The following is a 16,689-nucleotide window of genomic DNA, read 5'->3' on the forward strand; positions in this document are numbered from 1 at the left end:
CCGAGCCCGCCCGGGCGGGGGCCGTCAGCCCAGTACGCGCTTGAGCCGCCGGGCCACGCGGCGCACCGCCCGGCTCCGCGGCAGGAACGCCAGTCGGGCGGGGATGCCGCCCGGCAGGCCCAGGCCGGTCAGCCGGCGGCGGGTGAAGTACCGCCACGTGCGCGGGGTCAGGTGCCGGGCCAGATAGGCCTCGGCGTCGGCCCGGCGCCCGGCCAGCATCTGCGGCTGCATCGTGAAGCCGACGGCCGTGAGCAGTCCGGTCGTCTCCTCCCGCACCCGCTCCGGCGCGGGGAAGGTCCAGGAGCGCACGGCGCCGGCGTCCGCGAGGTCGGGCAGCAGGGAGTCCACCAGCACGAGCGGGACGCGGTTGCTGTTCGGGTACGGGGTCAGCCGGGCCAGTATGGCGTCCGTCCCGGTCCGGGCCACCGGGAGCCCGTACAGCGTGGCGGCGGTCAGGAGTCCGGTGGAGAAGCAGCCGACGACCAGCGCCGGGCGCAGCCGCCGGTAGAGGGTCTCGGCCAGGACCGGGGTGTCGACCACGGTGATCCGGGCGCCGAGCCGCTCGGCCTCCGCCTCCGCGCGGCGGGAGTAGGCGGCCGGGGCGCCGGGATGCGGTTTGAAGACCAGCTCGGTGTGGCCCAGCGCGTGCGCGCCCCGGACCATCGAGACGTGCAGCTCCTCCTCCTCGTCCGGGCTCATCAGGTCGAGCGCCGAGAGGTACTGGCCCAGGAGCAGAGCGGGCGCGGCTCCCGGTGGCGCGTCCGCCGCGGGCTCCGCCAGCTCGGCCAGGACCTTGTGGAAGGCCTCCGTCGGCACCAGCTCGGCCCGGGCCCCGAACTCCGTCAGCAGCAGCGGCTCCAGCCCCGGTACGAGGTCCAGGTGGAGCACCCGTCGTACGCGCATCCCCAGCTGTGGGTCGAGCCGGAACCGCGTGGGCCCGTAGCTCATCAGCCCGTCGGCGTAGACGTCGACCGCCGCGCCGGGGAAGAGCCGGCACAGGGTCTGCGCGGGCGGTACCTGGAGGGACTCCACGATCAGTTCGACGCGGTCCTCGCCCAGCCCCCACAGGGCGCGCAGCTGCCGCTCCCACAGCGGGACGTCCTCCGGGCGCGGGGCCCAGGAGCTCGGGTGCTGAGGTGCGATGACCTCGTTCCAGTCGAGCACCTCGTCGAAGCGCGAACGCAGGACCGCGAAGCCCGGCGCGTCGGCGACCCCGGGGGTGACCTCGGCGGCGACGGCATGGTTGCTGGTCAGCAGGATCCGCCGGCCCGCGGGCGGGAAGGAGCCGGCGTCGATGCCCGCGACGAGCGTGGCCGCGCCGTAGAGGGTGGAGGCCAGGAAGAGCTGCGTGGGCATCAGGAGGCCGCCCCCGCCAGGGCGCGGCGGCGGCCGCCCCGGACGCGGCGCAGGACGGCGGCGCGTTCGGCGTCCATCGAGTCCAGGACCCGGTCCAGTACGTCCTGGGGCATGCGTCCGAGCGCGGCCGCGCTCATCGAACGGAGTTTCCTGGCCACGGCCGGTTCGAACCTCCCGATGGAACCGAAATGGTGCGCGATAATGGCGCAATATGTTCGTACGGCTTTCGGGAGAAAAAGCTCCGACTCCCGGTCTTCCCGCACGTCGGACAGGACTTCGTCGAATGCCTTGATGAAATCGAGCTGCCGTTCGTCGCCGATCTGCGTCAGCGAGGTGGAAACTCCGCGCCGGTAGAAGACGCCCGGCAGTCCCACCACGGCGAACGACTCCGCCTCCCGGTGCAGCCGCCAGATCCACGGCCGGTCCTCCGCCGTCCGCAGCCCGTCGGTGAACCGCAGCAGGCCGCTGTCCAGCAGTCGCCGGTGGTACATCCCGGCCCAGGCGTAGGGATAGTCCACCGAGGTGGCGCGGTCCGCCGGCAGGATCGCGGTCCGCGGATCGGCGACCACCCCCTGCGGCCCGTAGGGGACCCGCTGCACACTGCGCGCCCTGCCGGTGCACTTCACATGGTCGGTACGGATGAAATCGCAGCTCAGAGCCTCAATGGCGGCCAGCATCCGGGCCAGGTGGCCGGGAGCCAGCCAGTCGTCCCCGTCGAGGAACGCGAGGTACTCGCCGCGCGCCGCGTCCAGACCGCTGTTGCGCGCGGTCGCCAGGCCGCCGTTCCGCTCGTGCCTGACGTGCACCGCACCGGGCAGCTCGCGCGCCGCGCGCTCCAGCAGAGCGGGCGTCCCGTCCGTGGAGCAGTCGTCCACCAGGACGAACTCGAAATCGTCCCGGGCGTTGAGGGCGAGGCTTTTCAGGGCATCCGGTGCGTATGTCTGCACGTTGTAGAACGGCACGACAACAGAGAGCTTGGGCACCTCCGAGACATTAGGGCGGCGCCCGGCATTCATCATGGCCCGGACGCGTATTCCATGTGAACGACGCACGGCAGGCGTGTTAACCCGCCCGGTTTCGCATTCAGTCGATGCGTTGTTAACCCGCTGTTGTGCGTTCGTTGGGCCGATCACTCAATTCGCGGAATAGCTTCTGCGGCGTGTCGATCCGCAAACGCGTCGCCGTACTCGCCGATTCCGATACGCGATGGAAATGGGGTGCGCTCACCGCCCGCCGTCTCGTGCCCGACGACCACGACCTCACCGGATACCTGCTGCGCGGCCGGGCCACGCCCACCGCGCGCCAGCTCGGCGAGGTGGGGGTACGGGCCGACCGGCTGTCCGAGGTGACCTGCGCCGAATTCCTCGCGGAGATCGGGCGCGAGCGGTACGACGTGGTCGTCCTCGCCCTCGTCGGCGGGGCCGTCCAGGCCGTCCTGCACGGGGCCCGCGCCCTGTGGCCGGACCCGGCGCGGCGGCCCGTGTTCGTCACCGGGTACGTGGGCGTCGTGTACGAGAAGCTCGCCGACGGACTGCTGCTGCGACACGGGGCGGACCTCGTACTGGCCAACTCCCGCCACGACGCGGAGCGCTTCCGCGCCGTGTACGAGGGGGTCGGCGCGGACGCCGGCGCCGTCACCGAGACCGCGCTGCCCTTCCTGGGCGGAGCCCCGTACGAGCGGGCCGGGAGCCGGGCCCACACGGTGGTCTTCGCCGTGCAGCCCTCCGTCCCCGACAGCCGCGCCGACCGCGCGTACCTGCTGGAGCGGGCCGCCGGGCACGCGCGGCTGCACCCCGAACGCGAGGTGCTGATCAAGCTGCGCAGCAAGCCCGGCGAACACACCACGCACCTGGAGGAACAGCCCTACCAGCGGCTCGCGGAGCGGATCCCGGGCGGGCTGCCGGCCAACTGCCGCCTGGTCTACGGGAACATGGGCGAGGTCCTGGACGGCACCGACCTGCTGGTCACCGTCTCCTCCACCGCAGCCCTCGAATCCCTGCACCGGGGCGTCCCGACGGCCGTCCTCACCGACCTGGGCATCCGCGAAGCCCTCGGCAACCACCACTTCCTCGGCTCGGGCTGCCTGGCCTCGTGGGACCAGCTCGACGCCGGGCTGCTCCCGCAGGGCGACCCGGACTGGCTGCGCTCCCAGGGCGTCCGCCCCCCGGCCGTCCCCGCCTCGGACGCGCCGTACGACGCGTACGCCGCCGCGCGGGACCGGATCGCGGCGCTGCTCGCCGAGCCGGCGCTGCCCGCCCCCGCGCCGTACTACACGCTCGAAACCGCCCCCGGGTACCTGCCCGGGATCCTCGCGCGGCAGCACCTGCGGCCCGACGGCACCCCGCAGCCCGGCGCCGTCCGGGAGACCGCGGGGGAGTCCCGGCTGCGCCGCCGGCTCCGTTCGTACCTGCGCGAGGCCGCCCGCGGGGCGTACCGGCACGGGGTGCAGCGCGTGGCCCCGGCGATCCGCCGGCTGGGGGAGCTGTGAGGGTCCTCGCCGTGATCCCGGCGCGCGGCGGCTCCAAGGGAGTCCCCGGGAAGAACACCGCCCCCGTGGGCGGGGTACCGCTCGTGGCCCGCGCCGTGGGCGCCTGCCGCTCCGCGCCCACCGTGACCGACGTGGTCGTCTCCACCGACTCCGAGACGATCGCCGCCGCCGCCCGCGCGGCCGGCGCCGACGTCATCTCCCGCCCCACCGCGATCTCCGGCGACACCGCGAGCAGCGAGGCCGCCGTCCTGCACGCCCTCGAATCCTTCGAGGAACTGCACTCCGTCACCGTGGACGTGGTCCTCCTCGTCCAGTGCACCAGCCCCTTCCTGACCCCCGGCGAAGTGGAGTCCGTCGCCGCCGCCGTGGCCACGGGAGCCGCCGACTCGGCCCTCACCACCGCCCCCTTCCACGGATTCCTGTGGCGGGCGGACGCCGACGGCTCCGCGGCGGGCGTCAACCACGACAAGGCGCACCGCCCCCGCCGCCAGGACCGCCCGCAGGACCTGCTGGAGACCGGCGCCGCCTACGCGATGGACGCCGCCGGCTTCCGCGTCGCCCGCCACCGCTTCTTCGGCCGGACCCTGCCCGTCGCCACCGACCCGGCCCGGGTCCTGGAGATCGACGACCCGCACGACCTGGCCCGTGCCCGCCTCCTCGCACCCCTCTTCGACGAGGACGCGGCACGACCCGACCCGCAGCCCACACCCCCGCAGCACGCGACACCCCCGCACCGGACACCCCCGCACCGGACATCCCCGCACCGAAGGACGCCTCCTGCCATGACCTCCACCCTCGCCGACCCCCGCCACCGCAGCTTCGGCCCGCGCACCGCCGGCCCCGGCCGCCCCGTCTACGTCGTCGGCGAGATCGGCATCAACCACAACGGCGACCTCGGCAACGCCTTCGCCCTCATCGACGCCGCCGCCGAAGCAGGCTGCGACGCCGTCAAGTTCCAGAAGCGAACCCCGGAGATCTGCACCCCCCGCGACCAGTGGGACATCGAGCGCGACACCCCCTGGGGCCGCATGACCTACATCGATTACCGCCGCAAGGTCGAGTTCGGCGAGACCGAGTACCGCGCCATCGACGAGCACTGCGCCAAGCGCGGCATCGACTGGTTCGCCTCCCCGTGGGACACCGAGGCCGTCGCCTTCCTGGAGAAGTTCGACGTCCCCGCCCACAAGGTGGCCTCCGCCTCCCTCACCGACGACGAACTGCTGCGCTCCCTGCGCGCCACCGGCCGCACCGTGGTCCTCTCCACCGGCATGTCCACCCCGAAGCAGATCCGCCACGCGGTCGAGGTGCTCGGCAGCGACAACATCCTGCTCTGCCACGCCACTTCCACGTACCCGGCCAAGGCCGAAGAGCTCAACCTGCGGGTGATCAACACCCTGTGCGAGGAGTACCCCAACGTCCCGATCGGCTACTCCGGCCACGAGACGGGCCTGCAGACCACCCTCGCCGCCGTCGCCCTCGGCGCCACCTTCATCGAGCGCCACATCACCCTCGACCGCGCGATGTGGGGCTCCGACCAGGCCGCCTCCGTGGAGCCCGGCGGCCTCACCCGCCTGGTCCGCGACATCCGCACCATCGAGACCGCCCTCGGCGACGGCGTCAAGCGCGTCTACGAGTCCGAGCTCGGGCCCATGAAGAAGCTCCGCCGCGTCCAGGGAGACCTGGCCACCGTCTGACCCCGGCCCGGCCGGCCGGCCCGGTCCATCCGGTTTCCGCCCGGTCCGTCGCGAAGAGGTTCCGTCCCCCCGACGAGGAGTACGACGTGCCCCGTTCCGCCTCCACCCTGGCGTTTGTCGAGAGCCCGGTCCAACTGCTGAACGTGCTGGAGTGGGCGCACGCGCGGGGCGCCGCCCCGGAGGGCGGACGCCTCCTCGCGGCCATCCCCAACCAGCCGGGCCGGGAGGGCACGGGCCGCGCCCGGACGGCCGACCCGACGCCCGCGCCCGCCTCGCCGAAGACGCCCGCAGGGGCCGAGGGGGGCCTGCGGATCGTCGTACTGCCCCCGACCGACCCCATGTCCCGCGGCCAGCTGCGCCGGATGGCGGCGCTGGCCCGGGACGAGGGGCACGAGGTCCGCTGGCAGGAGGCGCGCGGCGGCCGTCTCGCGCCCTTCAAGGCGCTCGCGGCACTGGCCGGCGACGTCCGCGCCGCCCGCACCGTCGTCGTCGGCGACCCCTTCTCCCGCTACGTGCAGCTGCTGCTCACCCTCGTACGGGCCGAGGAGCTCGTGGTGGTCGACGACGGCACCGCCACCATGGAGTTCGTCGCCCAGACCGCCCGCGGCGAACGCCTCGTCCGCTGGCACCGCGTCGGCGGCGGCGGACTGCCGGCCCGCGTCCGCGAGCTGGCGTACGCGCCCGTCTCGGCGACCGCCCGGCGCCGCTTCACCCCGTCCGCGGGCAGCGGGCGCACCGTCGAGGTGTTCACCTCGATGCCCGTCACCCCGCACGGCGGCATGGCCCTGCGGCTCAACGACTTCGCCTGGACCCGCGACCGGTTCGGCCCGCCGCGCCTGACCAAGGGCACCGACCTGGTCGGCACCTCCCTGGTGGAGACCGGCGTGGTGGACCCGGACCACTACCTGGAGGCGGTGCGCGTCCTGACCCGCGAGCACGGCGCCACCCGTTACTTCGCCCACCGCAGGGAATCCGCGGAGAAGCTGCGCGCGCTGAGCGAGGCGACCGGGCTGGAGATCGTACGGCCGGACCTGCCGCTGGAGCTGATCGCCCGGCGCGGCCCCGTCGGCCGGACCATCGTCAGCTTCCCCTCCACGGTCGTGCACACGCTGCCGTACGCCCTGGCCGGCACCGGAGTCACCGTTGCCGTATGCGATGTGGACCCGGAGTGGTTGAGCGCCGCCGCCTCGCCGCGGGCCCGCGGATTCCTCGCGGGAGTCACCGACACCGCCCGTGATGTGCACAGACTTCCTGCTCAGGCGGCACCCGCGGCCGGATGAGCGTGCGAGTGTACCCGCGAGCCCGCCCGGTCATGCGTCCAGAGGCCGGGAATCTTTCCCCTAACGGCATGAACTTTTGTCGATACCCAGCCAGTTGACCCATCCGTGCGCCTAGGCTTCAACGGGTGAACCAGTTGATGTCCCGCGAGTCCCAGACCGCCCAGCCCGCCGCGTCCGATCGCTCCGAGCTGCCCGGCAAGCTTCCGGACCACCTGCGTGCCGAACTGATCGCCTTCCGCCGGGACTTGCACATGCATCCCGAGCTCGGGCACCAGGAATTCCGGACCACGGCCGCCATCAAGGCCCGACTGGAGAAAGCCGGCCTGCGACCACGGGTACTGAAGTCCGGCACGGGACTCATCTGCGACGTCGGCACCTGGGATGGCGTTCGTCCCATGCTGGCGCTGCGCGCGGACATCGACGCCCTGCCCATCCCGGATGCCAAGACGCACGTCTCGTACCGGTCGACCTTCCCGGACCGCGCCCACGCCTGCGGCCATGACGTGCACACCTCCGTCGTCCTCGGCGCCGGCCTGGTCCTCGCCGAGCTCGACCGCCAGGGCCTGCTGCCCCGCCCCGTGCGGCTGCTGTTCCAGCCCGCCGAGGAGGTGCTCCCGGGCGGGGCCACCGACGCCATCGACTCCGGGGTGCTGGATGGCGTCGGCAGGATCATCGCCGTGCACTGCGACCCCCGGGTCGACGCCGGGAAGATCGGTCTGCGGCCCGGACCCATCACCTCGGCCTGCGACCGGCTGGAGGTCTCGCTCTCCGGCCCCGGCGGGCACACCGCCCGCCCGCACCTGACCACCGACCTGGTGACGGCCGCCGCCCGCGTGGCCGTCGACGTGCCGGCGCTGCTGGCCCGCCGCATGGACGCCCGCTCCGGCATGTCCATCACCTGGGGCCGGATCGAGGCCGGCCACGCCTGCAACGTCATCCCGATGCACGCCGAGCTGTCCGGAACCGTGCGGTGCCTCGACCTCGCCGCCTGGCACGAGGCCCCGGACATGATCCACGCGGCCATCGACGAGGTCGCCACCATGCACGGGGCGAAGTTCGAGATCAACCACGTGCGCGGGGTGCCGCCGGTGGTCAACGACCCGGTGGTCACCGAGCTGCTCCGGGAGGCGATGGCGGCCCGCCGCGGCGCCGGGTCGGTCGAGGACACCGAGCAGAGCCTGGGCGGGGAGGACTTCTCCTGGTACCTGGAGCACGTGCCCGGCGCCATGGCCCGGCTGGGGGTCCGTACCCCCGGTGACCTCGCCAAGCGCGACCTGCACCGGGGCGATTTCGACGTCGACGAGTCCGCGATCGAGGTCGGCGTCGAGTTCTTCACGGCCGCCGCCCTGCTCGACGGCCGACGCGCGAGGTAGCCGGTGAGGCCCGGATCACGGCCGGGCCGAACCGAAATTCCTACCCCATCGGCGAGCCTCCCGGCGGACGCGTCCAGCCCTTGGTACACAAGGGTTGGGCGTGTGACTCGTTACCGATCGGTCACTGTCTGATTCGCGACGATCCGATAACGACTCATGAACGGGCCTTTAACTGACATCTACGCGCGTTACGATCGCCGCGAAACCAGCGCCGGTCGTGGCGCTTCGGTCAGGTTTTGAAGGAGCCTCCCCTTGCGCCGGATCACCAGGATCGCCACCGTGGGCATCGCGTCCGCGGCGCTGGCCCTCTCGGCCACCGCCTGTGGCGGTAAGAAGTCGTCTGACACCTCCTCCGACAGCACGTCGCAGGCCGAGAGCGTCGCCATCGCGTACGACATCGGCGGCCGCGGCGACCAGTCGTTCAACGACGCCGCCTTCGCCGGCATGGAGAAGGCGAAGACCGACCTCCAGGTCAAGACCTCCGAGGCCGAGCCCACCGACGGCGAGGGCGAGGCCGACAAGGTCCAGCGCCTCACCGAGCTGGCCCGCAAGGGCAACAACCCGGTCATCGGCGTCGGCTTCTCCTACGCCCCGGCCATCAAGAAGGTCGCGCCGAAGTTCCCGAAGACCACCTTCGGCATCATCGACGACACCTCGGTGACCGGCCCGAACATCGCCAACCTCGTCTTCAACGAGGAGCAGGGCTCCTACCTGGCCGGCGTCGCCGCCGCCAAGGCCTCCAAGACCGGCACGGTCGGCTTCATCGGCGGTGTCGAGGTTCCGCTGATCAAGAAGTTCGAGGCGGGCTTCGCGCAGGGCGTCAAGGACACCAACCCGAACGCCAAGGTCCTGGTCCAGTACCTGACCCAGCCCCCGAACTTCGACGGCTTCTCGAAGCCCGACCTCGGCAAGGCCGCCGCGCAGGGTCAGATCGACCAGGGCGCCGACGTGGTCTACGCCGCCGCCGGTCTCGCGGGTTCCGGTGCCATCGAGGCCGCTTCGGCCAAGGGCAAGTGGGCCATCGGCGTCGACTCCGACCAGTACAACCAGGCCGGTCTGGCGAAGTACAAGGACGCCATCCTGACCTCGGTCACCAAGGACGTCTCGGACTCCGTCTTCAACCTGATCAAGTCGGTCAAGGACGGCAAGCCGACCACCGGTGAGATCCGCTACGGCCTGGACAAGGACGGCGTCGGCCTGGCCGACTCCAACCCGAAGTACAAGGAGATGACGGACGTCGTCGCCGCGGTGGAGAAGGCCAAGGCCGACATCATCGCCAAGAAGATCACCGTCAAGACCGCCCCGTAAGGCCGTTCCTGACATGTAGTCGTGGTCTCCGGGGTCCGGGCAGTGGTCTCATCCGCTCCCGGGCCCCGAGCCGCGTTCTGTGGGGCTCGTGGCCAGTTGGCCGCAAGTTTTCACTTCTGACAGTGCTACGCGCGTAGAAGCATCGTGGACGCGATACTTTCACTCCCCGCCCTGTCCTCCTGCCTTCCGCTCCTTCCGCGCCAAGGAGAGTGCGTCATCAACGCGTCCAGCCCGCCCCCCGCCGTAGAACTGCACGGCATCACCAAGCGCTTCCCCGGCGTCGTCGCCAACAAGGACATCGCGATCACCGTCCGCAAGGGCACGGTCCATGCCTTGATCGGCGAGAACGGCGCCGGCAAGTCGACCCTGATGAAGATCCTCTACGGCATGCAGAAGCCGGACGAGGGCACCATCGCCATCGACGGGGAGCAGGTCTCCTTCGCCAGCCCCGGCGACGCCATCGCCCGCGGCATCGGCATGGTGCACCAGCACTTCATGCTCGCCGACAACCTCACCGTCCTGGAGAACGTGGTCCTCGGCGGCGAGAAGCTGTACGGCATCGGCGCCAAGGCCCGCAAGAAGATCAAGGAGATCTCGGACGCGTACGGCCTCGGCGTGCGTCCCGACGCCCTGGTCGAGGACCTCGGTGTGGCCGACCGGCAGCGCGTGGAGATCCTCAAGGTCCTCTACCGCGGCGCCAAGATCCTCATCCTGGACGAGCCGACCGCCGTGCTCGTGCCGCAGGAAGTGGACGCGCTCTTCGACAACCTGCGCGAGCTCAAGGCCGAGGGCCTGACCGTCATCTTCATCTCGCACAAGCTGGGCGAGGTCCTGAAGGTCGCCGACGACATCACCGTCATCCGGCGCGGCACCACCGTCGGCACCGCCGACCCGAAGACCGCCACCACCAAGCAGCTCGCCGAGCTGATGGTCGGCTCCGAGCTGCCCTCGCCCGAGACCCGCGAGTCCACGGTGACCACGACGCCGATGCTCCAGGTCGACGGCCTGCGCCTGGCCGCCACCGACCCGGACGGCATCGTCCGCGAGGTGCTCGCCGGCATCGACTTCACCATCCACAAGGGTGAGGTGCTCGGCATCGCCGGCGTCGAGGGCAACGGCCAGACGGAGCTCATCGAGGCCCTCATGGGCATGAGCATCCCCGACGGCGGAACGATCACTCTGGACGGGACGGACATCTCCACCGCCCCGACCCGCAAGCGCCGGGTCGACGGCATCGGCTACATCCCCGAGGACCGCCACCGCCACGGCCTGCTGCTGGACGCCCCGCTGTGGGAGAACCGCATCCTCGGCCACGTCACCGAGGCGCCCAACTCCAAGCGCGGCATCCTCGACACCAAGGCCGCCCGCAAGGACACCGCGCGGATCGTCGTCGAGTACGACGTCCGCACGCCCGGCATCGACGTGACCGCGGCCTCGCTCTCCGGCGGCAACCAGCAGAAGCTGATCGTCGGCCGCGAGATGAGCCACAATCCGAAGTTCCTCATCGCCGCCCACCCCACCCGCGGTGTGGACGTCGGCGCGCAGGCGCAGATCTGGGACGCGATCCGCGAGGCCCGCCGCGAGGGTCTGGCCGTCCTGCTGATCTCCGCGGACCTGGACGAGCTCATCGGTCTGTCCGACACCCTGCGCGTGATCTACCGGGGTCGCCTGGTGGCGGAGGCCGACCCGGCGACCGTGACCCCGGAGGCCCTCGGCACCGCCATGACGGGTGCCGCCTCCGGCCACCTGGAAGCAACCGACAACCACTCCGCCGCCGGTACCGAGGCCGGTACCGATGCCCCGGAGGACGAGGCCCGATGAAGAAATTCGACAAGGACCGGCTGATCCTCGGCATCGCCGGGCCCGTGGCGGCGCTCCTCAGCGCCTTCCTCCTGACCATGATCGTGCTGGCCGCGACGGGCATCGACCCGATCGAGCCGCTGCGCCTGATGGTGGAGAACGCCGGTTACGAGGACGTCCAGGTCCTCATCGTCAACCAGGCCGGTACGTACTACCTGGCGGCCATGGCCGTGGCCATCGGCTTCCGCATGAACCTCTTCAACATCGGCGTCGACGGCCAGTACCGCCTCGCGGCGATGCTGTCCGCCGTGGTCGGCGCGGCCGTGACCCTGCCGGGCCCGCTGCACCTGCTGCTGATCATCCTCGTGGCGATGCTCGTCGGTGCCTTCTGGTCCGGCATCGCCGGTGTCCTCAAGGCCAAGCGCGGCGTGAGCGAGGTCGTCTCGACGATCATGCTGAACGCCATCGCGACCGCCCTGATCGCCTGGCTGATGCTGACGAAGAACCTCGGCGTCCAGCCGGCGGGCTCCAACGACCTGACGACCGGCGACATCGCCCAGTCCGGCTGGTTCCCGGCCGTGGACCTCGGCGAGGGGCTGGAGATCTACGGCTTCACCTTCGTGGCCTTCGCCCTCGGCATCGTCTACTGGTTCACGCTCAACCGGACCCGCTTCGGCTTCGACCTGCGCGCCACCGGCGCCAGCGAGTCCGCCGCGCAGGCCTCCGGCGTCGACGCCAAGAAGATGATCATCACGGCGATGCTCATCTCCGGTGCGGTCGCCGGCCTCGCGGGCATGCCGCAGCTCCTGGGCGAGACCCACACGTACAACCTGGCCTTCCCGACCGGTGTCGGCTTCACCGGCATCACCATCGCGCTGCTCGGCCGCAACAACCCGGTCGGCATCTTCTTCGCCGCGTTCCTGATGGCCTTCATCGACAAGGCCTCGGCCTCGCTCGACCAGGCCGGTTACGCGAAGGAGATCGGCACGATCATGAAGGGCCTGATCGTGATCGCGGTCGTCGTCTCCTACGAGCTCATCCGCCGTTACGGCATCCGCCGCCAGCAGCAGAAGGTCGGCGAGGAACTGGCCGCGGGCCACGCCATCAAGACCGAGAAGGAGGTCGCGGCGTGAGCACCAGCACCGTTTCCGCGACGGCCGCCGCCCCGAAGAAGTCGGCCGGCCGCAAGAAGCTCACCCTCCCGTGGATCATGCTGATCATCGCCGGCGCCCTCGCGCTGGTCTCGGTGGTCCGCCTGATCAGCGGCGCGAACGACCTGACCTCCGTCGGTCAGGTCTCCGGCGCCCTCTCGCTCGCCGTGCCGATCGGCCTCGCCGGCCTCGGCGGTCTGTGGGCCGAGCGGGCGGGCGTCGTCAACATCGGCCTCGAAGGCATGATGATCCTCGGCACCTGGTTCGGTGCCTGGGCCGGCTACCAGTGGGGCCCCTGGACGGGCGTCATCGCCGGCATCGTCGGCGGCGCCATCGGCGGCCTGCTGCACGCGATCATCACGGTCACCTTCAACGTCAACCACATCGTCTCCGGTGTGGCGGTCAACATCCTGGCCCTGGGCTTCACCCAGTACCTGTCGAACTTCACCTTCGCCGAGGCGCCGGGCGGCTCCTCGAAGCAGTCGCCGCAGGTCGAGCCGATCTACAAGATCACGGTGCCGGGGTTGTCGGACTGGATGTCCGACCTCCAGGCCAAGCACTGGTTCTTCGTCTCGGACCTCGCCGGCGTCATCGGCGGCCTGGTCACCGAGCTGTCGCTGCTGACCGTCGTCGCCCTGCTGCTGGTCCCGGGAACCTGGTGGGTCCTGTGGCGCACCGCCTTCGGCCTGCGCCTGCGCTCCTGCGGTGAGAACCCGACCGCCGCGGAGTCCCTCGGCGTCAACGTGTACAAGTACAAGTACATCGCCGTGATCGTCTCCGGTGGCCTCGCCGGCCTCGGCGGCGCGTTCCTGTCGATCGTCGCCAGCCCGATCTACCAGGAGGGCCAGACCGGCGGCCGCGGCTACATCGGTCTCGCCGCGATGATCTTCGGTAACTGGATGCCGGGCGGCATGGCGCTGGGCGCGGGCATGTTCGGCTACATCGACGGCCTCAAGCTGCGCGGTGGCGCCACGAACGTCCACGCGATGCTGCTGCTCCTCGCGATCGTGCTGGTGCTGGTCTGCGTCTGGCAGCTGTACAAGCGCAAGCACTTCCAGGCCGCCATCGCGCTGGCCTGCGCCGGCGGGCTGTCCGCCTGGTACGCGCTGACCGACCAGGTGCCCAGCCAGTTCGTGGACGCGGCCCCGTACGTGACCACGCTGCTGGTCCTCGCCCTGTCCTCGCAGCGCCTGCGCATGCCCAAGGCGGACGGCATGCCGTACCGCAAGGGCGAGGGCAAGTGACGTCGGCGCCCACCGTCGACTGGGACGCCCTGCGCGAGGCCGCCCGGGACGCCATGTCCCGGGCGTACGCCCCCTACTCGGGCTTCCCGGTCGGCGTCGCCGCACGGGTCGACGACGGCAGGACGGTCGTCGGCTGCAACGTGGAGAACGCGAGCTACGGCCTCGGCCTGTGCGCCGAGTGCGGACTGGTCTCCTCCCTCCAGGCGACCGGCGGCGGCCGGCTGACGCACTTCACCTGCGTCGACGGCCGGGGCGAGATCCTCGTCCCGTGCGGCCGCTGCCGACAGCTGCTCTTCGAATTCGGCGGCCCGGACCTGCTGGTGGAAACCCCGAAGGGGATCCTCCCGCTGGCGGAGATGCTGCCGCAGGCCTTCGGGCCCGATCACTTGAGATAACCGTGCCGACGGCCCTCCACCCCCTGGGCGGAGGGCCGTCGTACTTCCGCAACCCCCTCTCTCTATGCGCGTAGAAGGAAGCACCACATGGACGTCATCTCCGTCATCCGTACCAAGCGGGACCGCGGCGAGCTGAGCCCCGAGCAGATCGACTGGGTCATCGACGCGTACACCCGCGGCATCGTCGCCGACGAGCAGATGTCGGCGCTGGCGATGGCCATCCTGCTCAACGGCATGAACCGCACCGAGATCGCCCGCTGGACCGCCGCGATGATCGCCTCCGGCGAGCGCATGGACTTCGACGCGCTGTCCCGCCCGACCGCCGACAAGCACTCCACCGGCGGCGTCGGGGACAAGATCACCCTGCCGCTGGCCCCGCTCGTCGCCGCCTGCGGCGCGGCCGTGCCGCAGCTGTCCGGCCGCGGCCTCGGCCACACCGGCGGCACCCTCGACAAGCTGGAGTCCATCCCCGGCTGGCGCGCGCTGCTCTCCAACGAGGAGATGATGCACGTCCTCGACACGACCGGCGCGGTCATCTGCGCGGCGGGCGACGGACTGGCCCCGGCGGACAAGAAGCTCTACGCCCTGCGCGACGTCACCGGCACGGTCGAGGCCATCCCGCTGATCGCCTCCTCGATCATGTCCAAGAAGATCGCCGAGGGCACGGGCTCCCTCGTCCTGGACGTGAAGGTCGGCTCCGGCGCCTTCATGAAGAACATCGAGGACGCCCGCGAGCTGGCCCGCACCATGGTCGGCCTCGGCACCGACTCCGGCGTCAAGACGGTCGCCCTGCTCACCGACATGTCCACCCCGCTCGGCCTGACCGCCGGCAACGCCCTCGAAGTCCGCGAGTCGGTCGAGGTCCTGGCCGGCGGCGGCCCCGCGGACGTCGTGGAGCTGACCATCGCCCTGGCCAAGGAGATGCTGGAGGCCGCCGGCATCAAGGACGCCGACCCGGCGAAGGCCCTGGCCGACGGCTCCGCGATGGACCACTGGCGCCGGATGATCGCGGCCCAGGGCGGCGACCCGGACGCGGCCCTGCCGGTCGCCCGCGAGCAGCACGTCGTCACCGCCCCCGAGTCGGGCGTCCTGACCCGCCTGGACGCCTACGGCGTGGGCGTCGGCGCCTGGCGCCTGGGCGCCGGCCGCGCGCGCAAGGAGGACCCGGTGCAGGCGGGGGCGGGCATCGAGCTGCACGCGAAGCCGGGCGACACCGTGACCGCCGGTCAGCCGCTGATGACGCTGCACACGGACACCCCGGAGAAGTTCGAGTACGCCCTGGCCTCCCTGGAGGGCACGTACGACATCGCCCCGGCCGGCACGGCGTTCTCCGCCACGCCGATCGTGCTGGACCGCATCGCCTGACCTGCGGCTTCCCTTTCGGATGAACGGGACCGGTGGACCCCCGCCGGTCCCGTTCGGCATGCTGGGATCGGTGACGAACCAGCTGAGGAGCACACCATGAGCGCACTCGCAGTCGAGCACCAGCCTCCGAGCGGTGACGACTGGGACAGGCTGGTCGGTCTCTGGAAGGAGACGGATTGGCCAGAGGGCTGCAAGGTGGAGATCATCGAGGGGATCATCACCGTGACGCCGGCACCTGCCAACAGGCACAACTACATCGCAGCTGTGGTGCATCGTGCATTGCACGGGGTGGTGCCCGAGGAGTGGCACATCTACCAGACACAGGCGGTGGCCATTCCGTCCAAGAGCGGCATGTACATTCCCGACCTGGTGGTCGTGCCCAGCGCGCTCGTCCTCGATGCGGAAGATGAGCACTTCATCCCGGCGGCAGCGGCGGAGCTGGTCGCCGAGATCACCTCGAAGTCGAGCAGCAGGCACGACCGCATGGTCAAGCCCGGGGGCTACGCGCTTGCTGGTGTGCCCTTGTACCTGCTTGTCGACGCCTTCGCTCCCGGGGGCCCCACGATCACCCTTTACGGAGAGCCCAAGGAAGGCGTCTACCGGGTCTTGGAGTCCGGGAAGTTCGGCGAGACGTTTCACATCCCGGCCCCCTTCGACTTCCACCTGGACACCTCGGACTTCCCGGTGCCTTGACAACTGACGTCCGCACCGATGAGTTTCCACGGGGGTGGGGGTCAACCCCTCGTGGAGATCATGCGACTGGCGCTGCCCGGACCCAGCCCGAACGAGCGTGACGCGGCCGCGCTGTGCGCCCGCCTGGCCCGGCTGTACGAGGACGGGGCGCGCACGGTGGAGTGCGACGCCGGCGCCGTCACCGCCCCGGGACTGGCGGCGGTGGAGGTCCTGGCCCGGCTGGGGCTGACCGCCCGGACGCACGGCGGGACCCTCACCGTGACCGGCGTGGGGTCCGCCTACCGCGCGCTACTGGACCTCGCCGGCCTCGTCGAGCTGCTCGGAGAGCCCGAGCAGAGGGAACCGCCGGTCGGGGCCCAGGAGTAGGGCGGCCTTCCGAGTGGATCCGGGCGCAGGGCGCCGTGGCGCCGACCTGCACGCATCGGCAGTGGTGTCAGAGTGCTGCATTGCCGGGCTGCTGGAGGGGCGACGGCTCACGCCCGCCCGCCTCCGCACGCCCGCCACCGCTCTGTCCATGTGTCGGGGTGCACGGCGTGGCTCAC

Annotated in this window: 14 protein-coding genes and 1 pseudogene; 13 read left to right on the forward strand and 2 right to left on the reverse strand. The window is 71.3% G+C overall.

What is annotated here, in order from left to right; all coding sequences use genetic code 11:
• Positions 1-24 precede the first annotated feature (24 nt).
• Entirely contained in the window at positions 25-1,356 is a 1,332-nt protein-coding gene (locus ACFYZL_RS02350; protein ID WP_388675329.1) for a polysialyltransferase family glycosyltransferase, read from the reverse strand.
• Entirely contained in the window at positions 1,356-2,339 is a 984-nt protein-coding gene (locus tag ACFYZL_RS02355; RefSeq protein ID WP_388675332.1) for a glycosyltransferase family 2 protein, read from the reverse strand. The genes ACFYZL_RS02350 and ACFYZL_RS02355 overlap by 1 nt, the downstream gene beginning before the upstream one ends.
• Positions 2,340-2,515: 176 nt before the next feature.
• Between ACFYZL_RS02355 and ACFYZL_RS02360 the strand changes: the two genes are divergently transcribed.
• From ACFYZL_RS02360 to ACFYZL_RS02420, 13 genes and pseudogenes are all read left to right on the forward strand, one after another.
• Positions 2,516-3,844 carry a DUF6716 putative glycosyltransferase gene (locus ACFYZL_RS02360; RefSeq protein WP_388675335.1) on the forward strand — a complete coding sequence of 443 codons (1,329 nt, stop codon included), beginning with the start codon at positions 2,516-2,518 and terminating at the stop codon, positions 3,842-3,844.
• An 11-nt stretch (positions 3,845-3,855) separates the two neighbouring features.
• Positions 3,856-4,209, forward strand: a pseudogene (locus ACFYZL_RS02365) (cytidylyltransferase domain-containing protein); the annotation flags it as partial.
• A 417-nt stretch (positions 4,210-4,626) separates the two neighbouring features.
• The gene (locus ACFYZL_RS02370; RefSeq protein WP_388675850.1) at positions 4,627-5,538 is read left to right on the forward strand and encodes an N-acetylneuraminate synthase family protein; all 912 of its coding nucleotides are present in this window, start codon (positions 4,627-4,629) and stop codon (positions 5,536-5,538) included.
• 86 nt (positions 5,539-5,624) lie between these two features.
• Positions 5,625-6,818, forward strand: coding sequence for a hypothetical protein (locus ACFYZL_RS02375; protein WP_388675338.1), 1,194 nt, complete (start codon positions 5,625-5,627; stop codon positions 6,816-6,818).
• A gap of 137 nt (positions 6,819-6,955) precedes the next feature.
• Positions 6,956-8,191 (forward strand): amidohydrolase, encoded by a 1,236-nt coding sequence (locus ACFYZL_RS02380; protein ID WP_384744717.1) that lies wholly within the window; start codon positions 6,956-6,958, stop codon positions 8,189-8,191.
• Between the two features lie 252 nt (positions 8,192-8,443).
• Positions 8,444-9,499, forward strand: coding sequence for a BMP family protein (locus tag ACFYZL_RS02385; RefSeq protein ID WP_384744658.1), 1,056 nt, complete (start codon positions 8,444-8,446; stop codon positions 9,497-9,499).
• A 216-nt stretch (positions 9,500-9,715) separates the two neighbouring features.
• Positions 9,716-11,320 carry an ABC transporter ATP-binding protein gene (locus ACFYZL_RS02390; RefSeq protein ID WP_384744719.1) on the forward strand — a complete coding sequence of 535 codons (1,605 nt, stop codon included), beginning with the start codon at positions 9,716-9,718 and terminating at the stop codon, positions 11,318-11,320.
• The gene (locus ACFYZL_RS02395; RefSeq protein WP_384744660.1) at positions 11,317-12,432 is read left to right on the forward strand and encodes an ABC transporter permease; all 1,116 of its coding nucleotides are present in this window, start codon (positions 11,317-11,319) and stop codon (positions 12,430-12,432) included. The genes ACFYZL_RS02390 and ACFYZL_RS02395 overlap by 4 nt, the downstream gene beginning before the upstream one ends.
• Complete coding sequence (locus tag ACFYZL_RS02400; protein ID WP_384744662.1) at positions 12,429-13,694, forward strand: ABC transporter permease; 1,266 nt, start codon at positions 12,429-12,431, stop codon at positions 13,692-13,694. The genes ACFYZL_RS02395 and ACFYZL_RS02400 overlap by 4 nt, the downstream gene beginning before the upstream one ends.
• Entirely contained in the window at positions 13,691-14,089 is a 399-nt protein-coding gene (locus tag ACFYZL_RS02405) for a cytidine deaminase (protein WP_384744664.1), read from the forward strand. The genes ACFYZL_RS02400 and ACFYZL_RS02405 overlap by 4 nt, the downstream gene beginning before the upstream one ends.
• An 87-nt stretch (positions 14,090-14,176) precedes the next feature.
• Complete coding sequence (locus ACFYZL_RS02410) at positions 14,177-15,454, forward strand: thymidine phosphorylase (RefSeq protein ID WP_388675345.1); 1,278 nt, start codon at positions 14,177-14,179, stop codon at positions 15,452-15,454.
• 96 nt (positions 15,455-15,550) lie between these two features.
• Positions 15,551-16,147, forward strand: a complete 597-nt coding sequence (locus ACFYZL_RS02415; RefSeq protein ID WP_388675348.1) for a Uma2 family endonuclease — start codon at positions 15,551-15,553, stop codon at positions 16,145-16,147.
• Between the two features lie 60 nt (positions 16,148-16,207).
• Positions 16,208-16,513, forward strand: a complete 306-nt coding sequence (locus ACFYZL_RS02420; RefSeq protein ID WP_384744720.1) for an STAS domain-containing protein — start codon at positions 16,208-16,210, stop codon at positions 16,511-16,513.
• The last annotated feature ends 176 nt before the right edge of the window (positions 16,514-16,689 follow it).

This window comes from Streptomyces sp. NPDC001717 (genome assembly GCF_042892775.1).
GTDB lineage: Bacteria > Actinomycetota > Actinomycetes > Streptomycetales > Streptomycetaceae > Streptomyces.